Below are 21003 nucleotides of genomic sequence, written 5' to 3'. Positions count from 1 at the left end.
TGAACATCGGCGAAGTCGAAGTCCCCGAGGGCAGTACGGCCGATGTGCTGGAGTTTCTTCAAAATCCCCATCGCCGCACGGTAAACAAGTACAATCGGTCAAACAGACAACGTTCTGGGCAACAGACAAGAGCTATTGAAGGTCCAACGGTGCGTGAGAACAACGGCTTCCCTATTCGATTTCGATTTAGCATATTGACGCTTCTCCTGACCACTTGCGCGACGGCCTGTTTCTTCGCTAGCTACCGGCACTTTCATCAGCCAATTGTTGCGGCTCATCTCTAAATCCTTTCGCAACATCACATCCGCCAGAATGACACGTCGCCAACTCAGCCGTAAGAAAAAAGCTTGCTTCGGCATCGTGACAACGGGCCTGTGCTTACTGCTGATCGAATTCGCGTTGACGCTGCTGGGCGTCGGACGATCGACCGATCACACGGACCCGTTTGTCGGTTTTTCAAACCAAGTCCCCTTGTTCGAACCATTCACCGATGAAGCCGGGAAATCATGGCTTCGAACGGCGGAGAACAAATTGGTTTGGTTCAACGACCAACAATTCGGCGCCGCCAAACCAGCCAACACCAAACGCATCTTTTGCGTGGGTGGATCCACGACGTTCGGACGCCCCTACGACGATACCACGTCCTTCTGCGGCTGGCTTCGAGAGTGGTTGCCGCACATCGACGCAACCACCAACTGGGAAGTCGTCAACGCCGGCGGTGTTAGCTACGCGAGCTATCGTGTTGCCACCGTGATGCAGGAATTGACCGCCTACGAACCCGATGTCTTCATCGTCTACACGGGCCAGAACGAGTTCCTGGAACGTCGCACCTACGCCGACTTCTTTGATCAATCCGAAATACAGCTTTGGCTCAGCGGGTGGCTCGCCAAGACTCGCACGTATGGCTGCATCGACTCGATCCTTCGGCGTCAACGCGACACGAAACCAAATCCCAACGTCAGTGTGCTGCCCGCCGAAGTCGACGAACGACTCAATCACACCATTGGCCCATCGGACTATGTTCGCGACGATGAGTGGCGCCGCGATGTTCGACTCCATTTCCAGTTCAACCTCAATCGAATGATCGACATCGCTCGTGCATCGGGCGCGAAGATCCTGTTTGTCGTGCCGGCGTCCAACGAAAAGGATTGCAGCCCCTTCAAGATCGAACCTGAGGCGACGGATTTCCAAGACGGCCAATCTGCTTTCGCTAAACTGGATTTCGCGCGTGCCAAGGAAGCGTTTCAGACGGCGCTGAATCTTGATATCTGCCCGCTTCGCGCACCCGACGACTTTTTGGATATCGTTCGCAACTTGCCAAAAGCCGACGACGTTTGTGTGGTCGATTTCGACCGGCAACTGCGCGAGGTCTGCCTCGCCGAACAAGGGCACGATCTACTGGGCGACGAATACTTCCTGGACCACGTTCATCCGACCATCGACGTTCACCGCCGCCTGTCGCTGTGGATCGCCGATGCGATGCGCCGGTCCGAATGGTTATCGCCCGCCGCGCTCGGCACCAAGGATATTCCCAGCGAAACGCTCGCCGACGTGGACGCGTTGATCCAAAGTCGCATCGATCCGCGTAAACAAGGAGTCGCGCTGCGAAACCTCGCCAAGGTCATGCACTGGTCGGGCAAATTCGAAGTCGCCGAAGCCCGTGCTCGCGATGCGATCGCCAAACTCAACGGTGACGCCGAAAGTCAATTCATCTTGGCCGATTGCTTACGATGGACCGGCCGGATCGATGAATCGGTACGGGTTTACCAACGTGCGGTCAACGAATTTCCTGGTGACCTGCGGGGTGCACAGCGGTTTGGGCAGTTGCTCTTGGAACTTGGCCAATACGAAACGGCTCAGGGACTTTTCTCGATCGCTGTGATCGGTTGGCCGGAAACCAACCCACGTCATTGGTCGGCACGCTACCAACTTTCACTGGCGTGCATCGGCTTGGCTGACTTTGAATCCGCGAGAACCGAGCTCCAGCGCTGTCACGAGCATGATCCAAAGAATATGGACGTAACGTTTGCGCTGGCTGAATCATGTGCCGGAGTCGGCGACACCGATACCGCCATGAAGCTTTACAATCGCGTCCTCGATGCCTTCCCCAACGATGTCGAAACCTACGTGCGTCTCGGCTACCTGCAACTCAATCGCATGGATCCACAAGCCGCTGCCGCAAGCTTCGCCACGGCTCTCTTGCTCGCCCCCGAACACCCCCAAGCCCAAGCAGGCAAACGCATCGCGTCCCAGCTGATTGCCACCCAATCGAAGTCGAGCCCCCGAACGTAACTGGCTATCAGTGGAGCGTTATCGTCAAACTACGTCCGGAGTCGGCCACCGGAGCACAATGCTGCCGTCCAAAACACGAATCGAGAGCCAACGCAACTTTTCAAAACATAAAAACGAGTCCGCGGACCTTTTCTTTGTCGCGGACCTTCTCTTTGTCGGGCCTTTTCTTTGTCCTTTATCCAAAAACTTGGAACCTGATAATGTGCCGGAGTCGCATTCTGCTCTGTCGTAAAGCGATCACACCTCGGTGCAGCGCAGGATCGAGGCTCTGACGTGGAACGCAGTCTTACTGATAGTGAACGCAATGCAATCCGCAACTGCGCCCAGCGCGGAGCACCACATGGGGATGAAGGCTGGAGCGAATCCATCGCACGACGATTGGACCTCAAATCAACAATGCGACCTCGCGGGCGACCAAGAGTGCGACCGTTACCAACCGTCGGTCAAAACAAAGAGGTTTGACCCATTTGATTCAGTGTGCCATTTGGACGAACCGCTATTTTGCTTCTGTTAATACCTCCGCCGCCTGTCGTCGTACTGCCGGATTGACGTGTTGATGCAGTTGTTTGACACGGGATTCTCCGAGCCAGTTCGGGTTGACGTTGTTCTCTCCGATCGCGGTCAGCAATCGCTGGACGCGGGGAACCGTTCGCAGCAGTGCGTCGAGAGCCAGCTCCCGATTATGCGAATTCAGGTTGGGCAGAGCAGCAAGGATTGCCTGTCCCGCTTCAGCCGCCGGCATGTCGGACAGACCACTGACCGCCCCCATTTGCAGTTCCGCGTTAGCGTTTGTCAAATAGCCCGCCAATTGTTCGCCATGGGTCGCCCACGGAGCGAGCGCGATTATGCGGAGTGCATCATAGCGAGTCCCTGGACGCACTTGAGCATCGTCCGACATTTCAGAGGCTTGCGATATCATTTGATTCCAGCGTGCAACCAGTGGCCCATCTCCAGAGATCAGACGCTGCACACGGTCAAGTGGCCAGTCACCGGTTTGGCTGATCCCGTTGATCAATCCACCACCAACAACGACGGCTTGCCAGTCGGTGAGTGGTTGTTGCAGTTGAGGGAGACTGACGTCGAGCACTTGGAGCAGTTCCTTCGATTGATTCCGCTTTCCGGCCGCGATCGCAACTCGCCAAATCCATGGAATCCGGCGGTACTGTTCGTTCACATCGTCAGGCATGTCAGACGTCAGAGCGGTGATCATCTCCGCCGAATACTGCGGCCATTTTGCGATCAGCTCTTCCCGCTCTGCTGCGGCCAGGGTGTCGTCGAGTAGCGATCGGGCGATTTGATAGGCTTCCGAATCGGCACCCTGAACGTAGGCCAAGATGTGCGACATCTCTTGTTTGCTAATATTTTCTTCGAGGCCTTCGGGCATCGCCGACTTTCCGCTCACGCGTAGCTCCTCCAATTGATTCCTGAGTACCACGTGTTGCTTCGCTTCCTGTTCCATCAGGGTAACGCTGGATGCTGTCTCGTTCACAATTTGACCAGACACGACGCGCCCGTCGTCCATTAGAGCAGTGTACTGTTGGTACCGCGCATCCACGTCTCGGTTCGGATCCAATATCGCCTGCAGTAAAAATGCGTCGGATCGACTTGTCAGTGCGGTCAAATCGGGACCCACCTCATATCCCACACCGTCAAACTTGTGGCAAACGCTACAGTGCTTTGCAAACAGAGCTTTGCCTTGTTGAGCATCCGCTGGCAACGCAGAGACGTCCATCCAATCGGCGACGAGTTGCTTGCGATCGCTGCCCGCTCCATCACCCAACCACTTCATGGCCAAGGGGCGAGTTTTCGTTGGTTGGCGTTCGATGAATCGTTGCCGATCGTCCGCAGAAAAGTCGCTCGAGTAAAGTAAGCTGGATTGCAATCCAGTCAAGATCGACGCATCCCAGTCGGGGTGTTCCATCAGGGTCTGGACCAACACTGTACGGACTTGCGGAGTCGCTGATTCAACGCAGGATAGTAACGCTTGGCCGCCGGCTGAGTCCCCACGCCGACCGATCGCTTGGACGGCGGCAATTTGACGATGATTGGAAAACTGTAGACTAATCAGTTTGGCAATCTCGGAGGTGATCTCGATCGGCGATTCAGATCCAGCTTGGATGGGGGCGGGGCTCAGCAGCGACTGGGAAACCGGACCGAATCGGCGTCCCAGTAGTTTCAAAGCCATTGCCGCCTGACTATCCGTGACACTTGGATCAAGAATTCGTTTTCTTGCGGCAAGGAGGATCGATCGAGCAGCCTGTGTCTGTCGGGGTGTGATTTTGATCTGAACTTGCGCGGGCTGTTGATTGCGGTCCGTCGCTTTGCCAATCCCCAGTTTACCGCCGGCAGCACGGCGGTCGAGACCGTCGAGAATTTGAGCCAAGCTTTCTAACTGCCACCATTCCCATTCATCACTGGATTCCAGGATGCGGTTAAGGGCGGATTCAATTGCCGTTGCACTGCCCATTCCAGCGGTGGTCGCAACCACCTCAGAGCCGACCAGATCACGTGACTTTTCGGTTGCTAAAATTTGTTCAACAATGGGACCGACGTTGCTGGGAGTTAGCGAACTCAGTACCGCTGACTGCAAATAGGGATCGGTTGATTCGGTCGCCAGTTGAGTCAACGGTTTGGTCACGTCATCGGACTCAATCAATGCAATTGAGTAGGCAACCTGCATACGAACTTCGAAAGCTGGGTCGTTGGCAAGTTTCAAAACAGCCTTCGAAACCTTCGGGTCGGTTAGAGAGCTCTCGCTCATCCGTACGGCGTGTCGCCGAACGTCGGGGTGCGAATCCGCTAACGCGAGTTGGATCGCTTCGCTTGAGAGTTGCTTGAGCCCATCGAGAGCGGCCAGGGCTTGGATTCGCACCGCAGGATTTTGGCTTGTCTGAGCGATCCGCAGAAGCTCGTCGCGGGTGTCCTTGGCATCACGCCACAGCAACATTTGGTGCACTAAATCACGGGTGATGCCGTTATCCGTGTCAATCGCTTTGGCTAACTCCTGGTCGTTTAATTCGCTTAGCGCGGGTTGGCTCTGCGGATCTTTGGCGGTCGGCACGACGCGATAAATCCGCCCTTTGTCCTGGCCAGCAAAGACATCGATTTCGGCCAAGGTTTCATCCGGAATCCACTTGGGGTGTTCGATCACGTAGCGGTACATGTCCACTACCCAGAGTCCACCGTCAGGCCCCGTTCTGGCTTGCACGGGTCGGAACCAACGGTCCGTTGAGGTCAGGAATTCAGAGTCCAGTTCATCAGCGGCACGCTGTCCTCGAAAAGTGGCTCCCTGGCGCTCCAAGACCTGCCGATAGACCAGCTGATTCACGGGCTCGCAAGTGAACGAATTGTTGTTGTAGTTCGGGCCGAGATAGCTGTCGCGATAAATTTCGATCCCGCACGCAGCTGTGGCGCGACCTGGGGCGCCGGATAAACGGAACAGCACCAGATCGTTGGGCGGAAATAGCTTGCCAGCGTTCTCGCCAGCCGGGACGTTCAGCGAGCTCAGCGGTGGCGGTACAAACGGATTGCGCTGTAGGTAATGATCCACAACCGGATAGTGACGAATCAGACTGCTATTGTCGCAACCAAACCAGTTCCCGAAATCATCACGGACTCTGCCTTGTTGGCTACGGCCTGTAACTGGTTCGATGAGTCCCAGATCAGGTTGAATTCGGAAGTCTCTGCCGGAAACATCCACGACGGCTCCTTGCTGATTTGAGATTGATCCACCGAACAATCCGCCAGAGCCGTACAACCAATTATCGAGTCCCCACCGCAGGCTGTTGACGCGTGCTTGGCCGTTATGTGTTTCAAACCCACTAAAGAGCACAGCGGATGTTTCTGCGCGTCCGTCGGCGTCTTGGTCGCGCGCAAAAATAATGTTGGGAGCATCGCAGATCAGCGCGCCGTCTTTCCAGACTTTGACATCAGTGGGGTAGCGTAGCCCGTCCATAAACACGGTCGACGATTCGTAGAATCCATCACCGTCAAGATCCTTTAGCACCCGCACCTCTCCGCTGGGAACAAACTCCTCTTCAATCCCGTGACCATAGTCGGACATCTGCACAACCCAGACACTGCCGTCAGGTCCGAAATCGATCGCGACTGGGTCGGTGATCTGCGGTTCACTGGCGACCAACTGAACTTGCAGGTCAGCGTGTGTCTGAAATTCCTGCAACGCCTGCTGAGGTGATTTAGGGGGGATGCCGTCGGTGCGGCTTACCTCAAGCTGGCTCGACTCACCATTGGCAACCGGAGGGTTCTTGGCGGTTTGATAACTTATCGGCACCAAGCGATGGACTTCATCGATAATCGTTTGTTCCAGTCCTTGCGCCAGTTTGTTGGGAAGTGCAAAGTACGGAGCTTCCGCGCCGGCCCCGTAACCGCCTTCGGCCCACAATCGCTCGGATGGGATATATGCGGCAAAATCGTGGCTGTAACCGTGCATCCACAAACGTTCTGGATCCAGCTCCGATTTGAGCCGCAGCGAATAGTCGACACAAACTTCGCCAGCCATAAAAACCATGCAAAGTTGGTCGCCAAAATGGCAAACTTGGAGCGGATAGGGGAGCGATTTCGGAATCTCTTCTCCGCGGTCCAAGCGAGCCAATTGGGTTGTGGCGTTATAACCGGCGGGACCGCCAGCGGCCTGCATCACTTCGTATTCCTGACGCGTGGGGATGCTGTGAAAGGGTAGCTGGACACTGCCGCTGGAAACCGATAACGGCTCCGCAAGCGGCTTGATTGTGCCTCCTTTGACTAGTCTGGCGACTTCATCGCCGATCTGCATCCCTTGTTGTTGCGCGATATCGACCTTGTCGCCCGTGACACCACTATTTGGATTCTGATCGGCGCCGCAGCCAATCGACACCATCCCAATGGCAGCGGGGAAATGACGCTCGATCGCTTCGACAGCGTAGCCTGCCCAATCTCCGCTTAGCAGATTTTGCGATAACGTCACGCAGTGGCAGGCGTAAGTGGTGTAGATGCCACGAACCGACTTCGCATCGTCTGCAGAACGCACGATCAAGCACGGTAACGAATGATCGACGGGACCTCCACTGGTTCGTCGATTCAAGGCGAATTTAACCTCACCGACCGTCCAGCTAAGCGATGCTGGTTGGCGATCGGCTAGGGCGGCCTTGATCACATCAACCAAGTCGACAATCAGTTCTTCGGTGTACTGATCAAGGTGCAGTTGGTGTTCGGGGGGAATCGGCTCGGCAAAAATGTTGTCCGATGCACCGTTCACTTTCGGTGCACTGTGGGTGTGGGTGAAGGTAACGATCAGGTGCTCACGCGCGAGTTTGGTGTGCTCCGCAAGCCGCCGATGAACTTCGTCAACCAAAGTCGAGCGGATACCCAGACTGTCAAGAGTGACCAACACGATTGGTTTTTGTTCATCGGTGCCGATCGCTAGTGCTCGAGCCCACAAGGGTTGCGAAGTACCTTCCGATTCAGTCTTTCGAAACGCAAACCCATTCAATCGAACGGGGTAAGCTGGGGAAATGTTTTGTTTGGCAATGCCAACACTATAAACCGCAGCCGCAGACGCAGGCGGTTCGGCAGCACCCGATCCGCACCAAGTTAGCAGAGACTGGGCAAGGACCAGTGAGATCAGGCAGCCGGTAACGGGACTCGAGAACGGGAGGGAGCGGATGGCTCGTTTGTTACCAGCACTACCAAAGGTAAAGCGATTCGAGAGCATGGGGGCTAGTCAAGGTAGGAGTGGAGGAGGGCATATTTTGATTCGCGACTCGTCAAGAATCTGCGATTGTAGTCACCACGGAGCTCGCGTGGGAACCGAAGCAGAGATCGCCACTGCTGCATTGATATTCAAAGCAGACGCGTCTCCCGAGGATCGCAAAGCCCACCAGGAAGCAGCCAACACAATGCAAAACGGGGGGGAAAAGGTTCCTGGACTCAATTTCCACAGCAGCGACTGGTCCCGCGATGCTCCGGTGGCCGACGCGGGATGCCTTGGTTTCGTCAACCTGGTGTTTTTCCACAGTCGGGCACTGGTGCCATCAAGCGGGATGGCGGGAAGTCGCTTTGGTTGTACTACACCTCGACGCCAGTCATGCACCGGAGTCGGCTATGCCCCATTCGCGTTTTACTGACGTCATCGGGTGAGTCGGCCCGGGGGTTATGCAGGTCGGCCTGTGAATCAGCCAGGGCGATGCAGGCATTCTCTGGTTAGCGGAGCCGCGATGGACGGATTGACGCGCACGTTGCTTCGTGAGGCTGCCGCGGCGAAGGGACGAACTACGCTGCCGGGAACGAGTCGTCGCGGCGGATGCAAGTTGCGTGATCGGATATCGTTCACGCAACGCTTCGAATTCAAGCCTAGATACCGAGTTTGGCCAGCGGCGGGTTGCTGGCAAGGATCTCACTGGGAGCCTCGGGGACATGGAGCCTCGGGGACATAGCACTTTTTCGGGTGATTTGAAATGAACTGTGTCTTAGGGCCAAATTAAACCGATTGGTAATTCCAAAGCGTCGGAAACGTCATCGCTGCCCCCCCCCAGCAGGACGTCGCTGACTTCCGAGCAAGTGCTCTGTCCCCGGGTCCGGTCTCCCCGGGTCCGGTCCCCGGGTCCGGTCGTCCCCGGGTCCGTCAACGACTGAACACCGAACACAACGTCTGACCCTGGCGATAGCCTCTCCCTAGGGCGTGACGACAATCCCTTCGAAGCTGCCATTAACTTCATCCAACGCCCAAAACAGAGACAACGTTGCACGGCCCCCCTGATTCGTTCGGCCCACATTTCGTACACTGCACCCCTCTGCTATCAGCGCGGACCATTCGATTCTTCGTCAGTCTCGTTGCGTTTTAGCAAATGAAGTTCCCCACCCACTCTCCAAAAAGCAATTTTTGGAACCGACACGCTTCTTCCGATTCATAGAGGTTCATTACCCATGGTGTCAATTCTCGCGGATAAACTGCACGAGTACCCCCAACAAGATGTGATCGACGGAACCGCCGGAGGACCGGATTCAATTCTCGATGACTGCCTTAATGAGAATGACGGGGTGTTGCAGCTATTGCACCGGTACGCCGGCCGGACATTTTGTACGCCGGGTAAACGCCTTCGCCTTGATGCCAAATCGTACTACCCGGACTACATGAACGGGACGGGACTCGATGAACTCTGGATGTGCTGCACCGTGCCCATCGTGACGGGTGTCATCGATACTCGCACGAATAAAGCACCGTTCCGTGAAGGTGAATCGCACGTCCTTACTCCGAACGGGCAGTTCATCTCGTTGCAGGATCTGATCGCCGCCAATCCTGAAGCTGTCATGGGTGAGAAGGTGACCGCGTTTGCGAAATCACTTTATGGAACGCCGACTTGGCCGATTGTTTCAAAGAAGTTTGACAATCTGAATCCAATCCCGCATCACCTTCACTGGTCAAAGTGGGAAGTGTACGACATCAATTCTTTCGACAATCCTGGAGTTTGTCCATCGCATTACCACACCACGGCGATGGGACTGTATCCGTTTGTGACCAAGGATGATTTTCTTGCGTGTATGAAGCGTTTCGGACAGGATGAATACAACGGGGTTCGGCATTTATCACCGCACGTGATGATGCAACTTGACAATGGTTTCGTGATGCCAAACGGTGTGCTGCACTCGCCGACGGACCTCTGCACGCACGAGCTGCATGTGACGATGGATGAGCACTTCTTGGCCGAGGATCTCACGCTTGACGGACGGATCGGAGCAGCGGATGCGTTTTACGCATGCCGGGAAGAGGACTATCCGAAGGATCGTCACGAAGACTGGGAATACTTGGTAGAGAAGTTTGACTTCGCAGCCAATCAGGATCCCGATTTCGTCCAGAAAAATCGGCGTCCGGCAATCACGGCCGAAGAATTTGCAGGTGACGGTGTCGATGCAAAGTGGATTGTTTACGGTGATTTCCTCGGCGATCAGAAGTGCTCGATCCTGCGGCTTACTGTGCAGCCTGGCGGTAAGACTCATTTTTGCCCGGAGAGCCCCGCGCTGTTCCACACCAACGGTGGAAGCGGCCGCGTTGGAAAACTCAAAGTGCAATATCACCAAGATATGATTCTCGGCGAGATCTATCCCGAAATCGGGTTCATCACTCAGGCTGCCCTTGCCAGCGGTGGCGTTGAAATTGAGAACACGGGATCGGAACCCCTTGTGTTGACCTTCGATTTCCCGCAGAACGCACATTCCAAGACGCCCGGTGCCGGGGTAACGAACTAGAGCAATTTTCGCGGAAACGCTTCGCGTGGGGTCTGGCCTTGTGTTCGGTTTTCCGCCCCTTGGCGTGGGGCGGATGGAGTCATTGACGAACCTGCGATGGCCCCGACTGGCGAATAAAAACTCGCGGATATTGGACAAACGCCTGCGTCGAAGGAATCAACCAAATTGAAGTCGGGTAAGGATATTGGGGGTGAGTTTCCCTCCGGTCTATTCCGCTGTTACCTCTAAACCGACGTGCGAGTCGCGATAGCGACGGCAGCAAATCATGCTCACTGCTGTTGTCCTATCGCGACTTCGGATCGGGCAAGAAAAGGTTCCAGGACTCAAATCCGGGGCGATTGCTGTGGCAGTCCGGCATGAGCCGACCGATCGGATTCAAACGCTTGACTCTTTGCAACCGGACGAGATCCGGCAATATTTCGCTGACAATGGAAATGATGTTGAGAAGTCGCCGCTGGCGATTGGTGTGCCATGCATTGGGGAAACCCGATTTGCCGATCGTTTAATTCTTGCTGCAAATCTTGTGTGCTGGAGGGAGGTTTAGCAACCTCCACTACTTGAGGTTGAGTCGCCTGCGAAAGGAAACATTTGCTGGTTGTCTCGCAATGTCTTTCACCAGAGTGCTCGGCTCGCTCGTTGACCGTAAATGCTGGTGAGTCGCTTTGAATGTTTCGCCAGCGGAACCACACGCTTTCTTAAAGTGTCGCGCCAGTTGATCATCTCGATAGCCCTTGCTGGATGACCACTTGCTCCAATCTATCGCTCCATCTGAATCGGACTGAGCACAGCTTTCCCACCTAGCTCCAGAACACGCCCCGGCGACATTTGTGTATTTTTACACAATTACACTTGACCCTGCACCCTGACCTGTGAATAAATACACACATCGAGTGACTACATGGGAGGACACTGCAATGATCCGGAGAGATTTGAGCCGCCGAGAGCGTCAAATCGTTGACATACTGTTTGAACACGGAGAGGCAACAGCGGTGGAAATTCGTCGAGCGATGACAGATCCACCGTCGAATGCCACCGTTCGAACCATATTGCGAATTCTGGAAGAAAAACAAATCGTCACCTATCGGCGAGACGGCAAGCGATTTGTTTATCGCGTCCTTCGATCGAAAACCGGTGAAGGCAAGAATGCATTGCGACAGGTCTTCAATGTATTTTTCGGCGGATCCGTCGAAGACGCATTGGCAGCGCATCTATCGGACCCAAAAGCAAAATTGGACGCCGAACAACTACAACGTCTTCGTGATATGGTCGATCAAGCCGCAAAGAAACAAGGAAAGTCGTAATGTCCCAGGCCACTCCATTCGTGGTAATTGTCCTCCAGGTCACCTTGATCGGAGCCGCTGCTTGGCTATTGAACAGGTCCTTAAGCTGCCGATCGGCCCAGACGCGGCATGCGATTTGGATCACGGCGCTAATCGCCATGGCAACCACGTTGCCCAGCAAATGGATCATCCCTCCGCTCGAGATTCCGACGGGTTCAATGGCCTGGAATTCAGTCGCCCTTGAACAACGCACATCAAATCTCAACATCGGAGAGCTATCAGCGACTGCATTGATGGATTCCTCGACGGGTGCGGACCGTGGCCACGCAACGGAGGAATTCCTGCCGGAAAGTCTCATGCTTGACGAAGGCTTTACTCAATTCGACGGCCATGAATTCGATCCATCCACCACTGTCACAAACAGTGACGCGTTGCCGGAATCTGCACTGGTCTCCACGACCGCACACCGGTGGACGTTGCAAGACGGATTGATACTCCTGTATTCGCTAGGCTTCGTGTTCATGGTATTACGGATGGCCGTTGCTGCAGTACGTTTGCGATGGATGTACCGACAAGGGTTTGATCTTCCAAAGCAACTATATTTTCGGGCCGATCGCGCTAGCCGAACATTGGCGTTAGTACGGCCTCCACGCATACGGATCTGCCAAACCGTCCAAGCACCACTTGCGTTTGGCATTTTTCGGCCGACGGTTTTGCTACCAGAATCGTTTTGCAACTGGTCAGACGCATGTCAACAGTCTGTATTAACACACGAATTGGCGCATGTGGCACGCAGGGATTCGATCTGGGATTTGCTTTCTCAACTGACGAGCACGCTGTACTGGTTTCACCCCGTGGTGCATTGTGTCGCCAGGGCACAGAAGCGAGAGCGAGAATTGGCGACCGACGAATGCGTTGTCGCTGCTGGTGTCGATTGCATTCAATACGCCAATCACTTGCTGGATGTTTTGTCGGAAACTGGATCTCAAAAAACACCGCGTTTAGCGGTAGCAATGAGCCATTTTGGCGACACTCAAACGCGGCTAGCAATGGTCCTGCGGATGTCGCAGCACCGCCCGAAGCGATCGAGAGTCGCCTGGCTGGCTGGGGTGATCATCTTTTCAACTGCTGGGTTAAGCAGTTTTCAGTTGGTTGCACAATCACCAGAGACCTTATCACAACTGAGCCCTGTTGAACCCGAGCCGCAGAAACAAGACAGTGGCACGCCGACGATTGTGGAAAAAACAACCAACCAGCAAACCGTCGTTACGTCAACGCCGGCCACGAGAGAGCCCGAAGCTGTCGCGGTCGCTTCGATACGGCCCAAAGATCAAAGCAACTTTTTTGATCGAATCTCCTCAGCGAAACTGGTCCAAGATCGTGACCCAGGACATACCTATTCGATCTCGGGGGTGGTGATGGGGGAAGACCAAAAACCTGCTGTCGGTGCCGTCGTCGCTATACGTGCACTGCGAGCGTCGGCAATCACGAGTGATCTTACTCGCCACGACGCTGACATAATCGCGCGGACCGAGACGAATGAAAGCGGGCGATATCAGTTCGTCGACATTCCCGCAGTCACCAATCCGCGAATGTTTGTACGAAATTGGCAAGTTGTTGCCGCGCTGCCGGGTGGAGATTTTGGCTGGAAATCGATCGACTTTGATCGTTCCGCTGAAACAATCTCGCCACAAGCAAACATCAGCCTTCGCAGCAGCACATCCATTAAGGGAGTTTATGTGGATCCAAATGGCGTTCCGATTGCGAACGCAACAGTGATTCTTTCGGCTCTCAGTGATAGGGATCGTGGCCACTATTCTGACGAGTCCATTTACCTATTTCGATCACCTATTGGGCTTCAAACGAAGTCTGACAAAAACGGTCAATTTGAATTCAATGGTGTCCCGCACGGATGGGTCGCACTGGTCAGTCTATTTCATGACGATTGGGCGATGAAGTATTGTTCAATACGCACGTCTACCAGCATCAAGACCGGTCGATCACATCCCAGTCGACCAGGATACTTCTTAAATCCAGACATCAAAGCATCTGGATCAACGATCGTTGCGGCGAAAGGATACTTGATCAAAGGGGTGGTTCGCACAACCGATGGAGCCCCTGTTGAGAATTGCACAATATCGTCTGCCTGGCAGGTAGGTGCGTCTACAAACGAGAACGGTGAGTTCAACTACCGAATGTTGCCAGAAGAATTCGACTCAACAGGGAAACCAAGAGATGTAATGTTGCGAATCATTCCTCGCGACATCTCGCGAGGCCTGCTCTTGAAATCGCTGCCAATTACAGAATCGGAAGCAAAGTCGGGAGACGCGCTGTCGATCGAACTGCAGCAAGGAATCCCGTTAGTTGGCAAAGTGCTATCTGAACAGGGACTGCCTATCGGGGCGATAAACATTATGGCTTTGCCAAACGGAACGCGTCACTATGATCATCGATCCAGTTTCCACCAATCATCGTCCACTGCGTCCGATGGAAGCTTTCGAATGATCGTCCCGGAGGGATCCTATGATTTGTACGCCTGGGGATCCAAGTCGCCCTACGCACTGGCCGACGGACGGACACGTGCGATCGACCAAGGCCCAGCAAATACGATAACGGCCAGCCTGAACAAATTCATTTCCAGCGGTGAACCCCTGCAACTTCCTGACATTAAGATCCCCGAAGCTGCTCGAGTGCCTATCCGCGTTATGGATGAAGATGGCCGACCGGTAGTGGGCGCAGAACTAACGCTCATTCACCGTCCACCACCTTTCGAGAAGATGCTACCGCAGCAAGTGAATGCTGCACCGAAAGGAGTGTCCGATGTGCATGGTCGATTCACCTTCCGGCCGCCAGTGGTCTACGCTTCGTACTTGGTCGCTCGTGCATCGCTTGAAACCGACAGCGAGCATTTATGGGGCGAGGTCACTTTGCCTGCCGATCCGATTGGCAAGGACAACGTCTTGATTATGAAACCAATGTGGCGAATTTCCGGAAAAGTCACCGTCGACGGCATGCCAATGCAAGGTGTTCGCATTATGGTCTGGAGAGACAGTCCAGGTGTAATGCACGCGGGAGGCCATTCCATGAACGGCGATGGCAAACGAGTGGATGTCAATGGACATTACGAATGGTTTGTGCCGCCGGGCGGCAGCTACCATGTCGTGATGTGGGATTCACCGTTCAATGGAAATCCCCAGGGACACTATTCGGTAGTCAAGACAGGTGAAAATGAATTGCAGGCCGAAGAAATCAAATTCACGTTCGCCGAAGGTAGAATTTCTGGTCGGGTCACGCTTGCCGACGGAACCCCGGTCAGCGGAATTCGCGTGAACTCGTTTCCGAAGTTCAAAGACGCGAATCGCATGCTGCTGGCAAACCCCAGCCCGAACACGCGGCGATCGGTTACGCGAAAAGATGGAACATTCACCATCGAAGGACTACCCGATGGCCAATATCAGCTTTCCGCCTCTTCGGTCACCACACCCAAGACTCACTATACCGCAACGACGCACGCAAACGTGGGTGATCGAGACGTCCACATCGTCGTTACGCCGGTCGCAAAAGACACTGGCGAGCGGATCTAGACAACGACTTTGGTAGCGGCACGGCGCGAGCCGTCCGGTTGCAGCGTGAAAAAACGTTCGATTTCGACTGGGCGGCTATCGCCGCTTCGCTATCACGAGCTCCTGGTTTGGCGCCAAAGTAGATCGCATTGGGGCTGGCGGTTCTTGAAAAACATAGCCCAGCGGGCGATACAACCGCTGTCAGTGTGTCGGCCTCCGGCCTGCGGGTGATAGGTCGAGCCAGGAACCGTTGGCTTACGCCAACGGCAGACTGAGTGTCGGCCTCCGGCCTGGGGCATTCGCAATTATTTCCAACAGTCTCGCAAAAGTGTTGAGGGCTCTCGCCGTGGGTCGAAAGTCTTGACGACTTCCGCTACGTTAAAAAATTTCTCAATTAACGGCAGCCAGCACTCGCCACAATCCGAGTAGGCTGACAAGCACCACCACTGCCCAGGCGGCATAGACACTCGCGGGCGACATCGCTAGTGGCGAGCCCGCGGTGCGTTTTTGGATGACGACCAACATCAGCGCAGCGACGATTGGCAAAAGCATCCCATTGGTGACTTGCGCGACGACAATCGTGAAAACAGGGCTGCCATGCATCATCATGGCCGCTGTCACGCCCGCGGCGATTACCGAGATCGCGATCGCTCGAAACGCTTTGCTGCTGGGATCAGCCGGCCACCCCAAACAACCGCAAACCGCATAGGCGGTGGCCAAGGGCGCAGTCACCGCGCTGGTTAGCCCCGCACAGAACAGTCCGATCGCAAAGGCATGTCCGCTGAAAACGCCCAGCGTCGGTCGCAGTCCGGCGGCGATCTGATCGGGAGTGTCCCAGCGGATTCCTTGATCGAAAAACGCTCCACTGGCCGTCAATAGAATCGCGGCCGTGACCAACCCGCCGAGTGAAATCGAAACGGCGGTATCCCATCGCGAGTGACGAATCGCATCGCGTTCCGGAACGCCGCGCCAAGTCGACGCCGAGCGACTGGCGTGCAAAAACAAGTTGTAGGGAACAATCGTGGTGCCAATCATCGCCAACACCAACGTCAGATTCTGTGACGTAACCCGGGGCACGAATAATCCTGCGGCCACTCGCCCAAGCGAAGGCATTCCGGCCGCCGCGGTATACAGAAAAGCGACGCTCAACAGCACAACCAAGCAAACGAGCACGCCTTGCAGCAACCGCTCGCGGCCCATTGCGATGATCAACGTGGTGGCGATCCCCAGCACCGCGGTCCAGGCTTGCGTGGATCCACCCAACAACGCAGAGACGCCAACCACGGCGCCTGCCAGATTCCCCGTTTGATAGGCGGCGTTGCCAAACCCGATCGCGATAATCACCAACCCCAGCATAGGACGTAGCCAAGGCGATGTTTTCAGCACCGCGTGGATCGCTTCGCTGAGCCCGCTGCCGGTGAGGATCCCCAATCGTGCTGCCATCGATTGCAACAGAATCGTGCCGATCACCGCAAACAGCACCGTCCACAGTAACGTGCAACCAAACTCGGTGCCCGCTCGACTGGCCGTGACCACGGTCCCAGGGCCAATGAACGCGGCGGTGACCAGCAGCCCAGGGCCGCTGGCCAGCCGAAATCGCGGCTGCGTCGGTTGCTCCGCGTCACTCATGACCGTTTTCGCTCGCTTGAGTGCCTTCGCTTGCTTGAGTGAGCGCATACAGACCAAACGTGGCTAACCAGTGGTCACCCTCATAGTGCCCGCTGTTGACGTAAGCCAATCCCGCGGCCAGATGTTTCGCGGCGCTATCCAGCATTGGCTGGCGCAACCGATGATCATCGGGCAACGCGTTGGCGACGGACCGCAGACACCAGGCGCGGTTTAGATTCAGCCCCGCCAAATGGACCAACTTGCCATCGGTGAGATCGCTGACGTGTACCGGCGCGATCGTCCCATCGCTGAGTTGCACGGCGACGTCGGGCACAAATTTTTCGAGCCAGCGAACGAATGCTGCGGTGGGCATCACGCGGCGCATCAAATCCGCTTCGTTCCATCCCGACGAAAAGAAATCGTGCCCCGACGGTTCGTACTGCACCGGATAATCGACGTCGTTGCGGTAGAACGCACCGGCGCGATCGATCACCAGTTGTTCCAGCGGTTCGAGCTGCATCGCGCGGGCGTAGTCGAGAATTTGCCCCAGCGCAAATCCGGTATCGGTATGTTGGCCGGTGCGGATCGGAAACGTCAATAGCGGCAAATAGGCCGTGATCCGCTCGACGAACAACGTTTCCAGCGGCCTCAAGTTCTCGCGCCAAATTTGTGCCTCGGCGTCGTCCCAGCGGTCGAGTTCGAGCACCAATCGCAAATACCAAGCCCATCCGTACATGCGTTCGAAGGTCTTGTGTTCATCGCGGCGAAAGAACTCGGTTTCACGCTGGATGTTTTCTTGCGTCAAGTGCGCCGCCAGCGCGGTGCGGATTGTCGGGGCGGTCTGCATCGTGGGATGGGTGCGTAGCAATCGCGCCAGCAGCCAATGCCCATGCACGCTGCTGTGCCAATCGAAGCAACCGTAGAACGCTGGAAAGTTTTCCTGCGGCGTCTTGATCTGGTCCGCATCGACGTAGACCAGCGACAGCTTGTTGGGAAACTCGGTATCGATCGCCCCCAGCACCAACGCAGCCCACTCATCGGCCACCGCAGCGTCGATCGTTCCAAAGCGAGTCGTCGCGTCGTCGGTCCCCCCATCACTGGTCTGCCCCCTCAAGGAACTCGTCTGCGCTGTGAAGGCGAAAAGTGACAACAGACAGACTGAAATCGGACGGAAGTGCGGCATGGAAAACCTACGGGGGTGAAGAAGTGAAGTCGTTTGACGTGAACATCGCCCCCGCCATTCTAAGCCACGCCCGGCCGACGTTGCAGGCCGGAGGCCGATACACCCTCTGCCGGTGGCGTGAGTCACTGGCGAGCGGAGGTGAGAAAAAATAGCCCAGCGGGCGACACACTCTGCAGTCAGTGTGTCGGCCTCCGGCCTTGGGGTGGTAGGTCGACCAAGGTACCGTTGGCTCACGCCAACGGCAGGTCATGTGTCGGCCTCCGGCCTTGGGGGGCATTCGCTGTTGATCCGACCGTTTCATGAAGAGTTTCTGGGGAAGCTTGATGTGGATCGAAAGTCTTGACGACTTCCGCTACGGTAGAAAATGCACTATGGCTGGGCTGCGATTGGGATGGGGGACGCGACAGGGTGAGAGTTTTCTTCGGGCCAGTACTGCGGTTACCTCTCCACCGACGAAGTCAGGGGGAGAGGTCGAGCACGCCCTTAAGGCGTTGCTCGGGTGAGGGGGCGTCCGCGCTATCGACCGAGAAACTCCGGTGCAAGAATCGTTTTCGTCGCCATCGACTTGCTCGGTCAGCCCCCTCACCCCAGCAAAGGAGACTGCTGATTTAGCAGCGTTGACTACAGGCCGGAGGCCGATACACCCTCTGCCGGTGGCGTGAGTCACCGACTAGCGGAGGTGAGAAAAAATAGCCCAACGGGCGACACACTCTGCCGTCAGTGTGTCGGCCTCCGGCCTTACAGCGCCAGGTCGCCCCCTATACCGTTGGCTCACGCCAACGGCAGGTCATGTGTCGGCCTCCGGCCTACTCGTTTGTTACTACACCAGCAGTCTTCTAAGTTGATGGAGAGTTTGCAATGAGACTCCGGCCTTACTTGCTCGGTCGGCCCTCACCCGAGCATCGCTAAAGGCTCTGCTCGACCTCTCCCAAACTGCGTTTGGGAGAGGTGACAGCATACTCGCGCAACGCCGGATTCTAACTTTGTAATGCAGCGATTGAGGCTCGCGTATTTTTAGAATGCAACGTGCAAGTTCAGTGTCACCCGCCCTCCCCGGAAATCTCGCTGAAGGCTCGATTTCCGACCCTCCCGACGCAAGCTGGGAGGGTGAAGCAGGTGGTTGCTACGGTGAGATTCTAGCGGTGCACGACCTTGCGGTTGATGGAGAGTTTAAAACGAGACTCCGGCCGGTAGACTGCGGCCTTACTTGCTCGGTCGGCCCTCACCCGAGCATCGCTGAAGGCTCTGCTCGACCTCTCCCAAACTGCGTTTGGGAGAGGTGACAGTACACTCGTGCAACACCGGATTGTATCTCAACAACCACCAAAGTTGGTGGAGAGGTGACAGAATCGCTATTCACGCAAGGACTTCGTGGATCACGTCGCCTTCGACGTTCGTGAGCCGGCGTTGGACTCCGTTGTGCTCGAACGTCAATCGCTCGTGATCGAGGCCCAACAGGTGCAGGATCGTGGCGTTGAAATCGTATAGCGGACGAATGTCTTGCACCGCTTTCTGGCCCAGTTCATCGGTCACGCCGTGGCTGACGCCTGGCTTCACTCCCGCTCCGGTTAACCAACACGTAAAGCCGTCGGGGTTGTGGTCGCGGCCTTTTGCTCCCTTTTGAAAAAACGGCATGCGACCAAACTCGGTACACCACACCACCAACGTGTCTTCGAGTAACCCTCGTGACTTCATGTCCTTGATCAACGCAGCAGTGGGTTGGTCCAAGATGGCCGCGTGTTTGTCGTATTGTTCTTTTAATTTGCTGTGTCCATCCCAGTTCAACTCACCACCGCTGGCGTAGGCGCCGTTGAACACTTGGACAAAGCGGACGCCACGCTCGATCATCCGCCGCGCGAGGATACAGTTGCGTGCGAATGCGGCTCGCGTTGGATTCGATTCATCGTCGGCACCGTAACTGCGAAGCACATGTGCGGGCTCGGTACTCAGGTCGCTGATCTCGGGAACACTCAATTGCATCCGTGCGGCCAATTCGTAACTGGCGATCCGTGCCGCCAATTTTCCGTTGCCAGGATTCTGATCCTGATGTCGTTCGTTCATTCGCTGCAACAGCGACCGGGTCGCTCGATCGGCGTCCGTGGCAACGCCGTCGGCGGTCAGATGCCGAATCGGATTCTTTGAACTCAGCGGCGTGCCTTGGAATGCGGCCGGCAGGAAACCTGGCCCCCAATTATTCGATCCATTTTGAGGAACGCCGCGAGGGTCGGGGATCGCCACGTAAGCAGGCAGGTTCGCATTTTCACTGCCCAGCGCATACGTCGCCCACGACCCGAGACTCGGGAATCCGTCCAAAATATTACCGGTCGACAGGAAATTCTCGGCTGGTCCGTGCGTGTTACTCTTGCTCGTTAACGAATGAATGAACGCGATGTCGTCAGTCAATTCCGCCAAATGCGGGATCATGTCGCTGACCCATTTTCCGGTTTGACCTCGCTGCCGGAACTTGTATTGGGGGCGAGCCAAGTCTCCGGCCGGTCCTTGAAACGTCACCGCCGGGCCACCGGCAAGCGGCTTGCCGTCCTGTTTGATTAGCTCGGGTTTGTAGTCCCACGTCTCGAGTTGGCTAACCGCTCCAGCACAAAAAATCACCAGCACCTTCTTGGCCTTGGCCGGGTAATGCGAAGCACGAGGAACAAACGGCCGAGCGGGATCGATCTCGGGCGATGCGGCTTGGGCCGTACCGCCACCGAGTAAATCGAGCAGCGCGACCGAGCCGAGTGCCGAGGCAGTGCTGCTCAGAAACCCACGTCGATTCAGGGGCGAGAATTCGCTGCGGGATAGCATTGGATCGTGATCGTTCATCAGCGAGGTTTCT

At 55.9% G+C, this 21003-nt stretch carries 9 protein-coding genes; 5 read left to right on the top strand and 4 right to left on the bottom strand.

Annotated elements, in window-relative coordinates:
• Positions 1–312 precede the first annotated feature (312 nt).
• The gene (locus tag ABD971_RS22690; RefSeq protein WP_345325839.1) at positions 313–2292 is read left to right on the top strand and encodes a tetratricopeptide repeat protein; all 1980 of its coding nucleotides are present in this window, start codon (positions 313–315) and stop codon (positions 2290–2292) included.
• A 496-nt stretch (positions 2293–2788) separates the two neighbouring features.
• Here ABD971_RS22690 and ABD971_RS22685 read toward each other — a convergent pair whose 3' ends face one another.
• On the bottom strand, positions 2789–8002 hold the full coding sequence (locus ABD971_RS22685) for a neutral/alkaline non-lysosomal ceramidase N-terminal domain-containing protein (protein WP_345325837.1): 5214 nt from the start codon (positions 8000–8002) through the stop codon (positions 2789–2791).
• An 88-nt stretch (positions 8003–8090) separates the two neighbouring features.
• Here ABD971_RS22685 and ABD971_RS22680 point away from each other — a divergent pair, with 88 nt between their 5' ends.
• From ABD971_RS22680 to ABD971_RS22665, 4 genes are all read left to right on the top strand, one after another.
• The gene (locus ABD971_RS22680) at positions 8091–8414 is read left to right on the top strand and encodes a hypothetical protein (RefSeq protein WP_345325835.1); all 324 of its coding nucleotides are present in this window, start codon (positions 8091–8093) and stop codon (positions 8412–8414) included.
• Positions 8415–9213: 799 nt separating this feature from the next.
• Positions 9214–10533: a hypothetical protein gene (locus ABD971_RS22675; RefSeq protein ID WP_339944638.1), complete on the top strand. Its 1320-nt coding sequence runs from the start codon at positions 9214–9216 to the stop codon at positions 10531–10533.
• Between the two features lie 914 nt (positions 10534–11447).
• The gene (locus ABD971_RS22670) at positions 11448–11834 is read left to right on the top strand and encodes a BlaI/MecI/CopY family transcriptional regulator (RefSeq protein ID WP_339944636.1); all 387 of its coding nucleotides are present in this window, start codon (positions 11448–11450) and stop codon (positions 11832–11834) included.
• Complete coding sequence (locus tag ABD971_RS22665) at positions 11834–15397, top strand: carboxypeptidase regulatory-like domain-containing protein (RefSeq protein WP_345325832.1); 3564 nt, start codon at positions 11834–11836, stop codon at positions 15395–15397. Before ABD971_RS22670 ends, ABD971_RS22665 begins: the two co-directional genes overlap by 1 nt.
• Before the next feature lie 369 nt (positions 15398–15766).
• On the opposite strand, the gene ABD971_RS22660 is transcribed toward ABD971_RS22665, so the two are convergent.
• The 3 genes from ABD971_RS22660 to ABD971_RS22650 all read right to left on the bottom strand — a co-directional run bounded on the left by ABD971_RS22660 (position 15767) and on the right by ABD971_RS22650 (position 20990).
• Positions 15767–17005 (bottom strand): Nramp family divalent metal transporter, encoded by a 1239-nt coding sequence (locus ABD971_RS22660; RefSeq protein ID WP_345325830.1) that lies wholly within the window; start codon positions 17003–17005, stop codon positions 15767–15769.
• On the bottom strand, positions 16998–18167 hold the full coding sequence (locus tag ABD971_RS22655) for a DUF2891 domain-containing protein (protein WP_345325828.1): 1170 nt from the start codon (positions 18165–18167) through the stop codon (positions 16998–17000). The genes ABD971_RS22660 and ABD971_RS22655 overlap by 8 nt, the downstream gene beginning before the upstream one ends.
• Before the next feature lie 1356 nt (positions 18168–19523).
• Complete coding sequence (locus tag ABD971_RS22650) at positions 19524–20990, bottom strand: DUF1501 domain-containing protein (RefSeq protein ID WP_339944628.1); 1467 nt, start codon at positions 20988–20990, stop codon at positions 19524–19526.
• Positions 20991–21003 lie beyond the last annotated feature (13 nt).

Origin of the sequence: Novipirellula rosea, assembly GCF_039541335.1 — a bacterium.
Classification (GTDB): domain Bacteria; phylum Planctomycetota; class Planctomycetia; order Pirellulales; family Pirellulaceae; genus Novipirellula; species Novipirellula rosea.
Note: the sequence above shows the minus strand (reverse complement) of the source record. Positions and strands in the feature narration are given on the sequence as shown.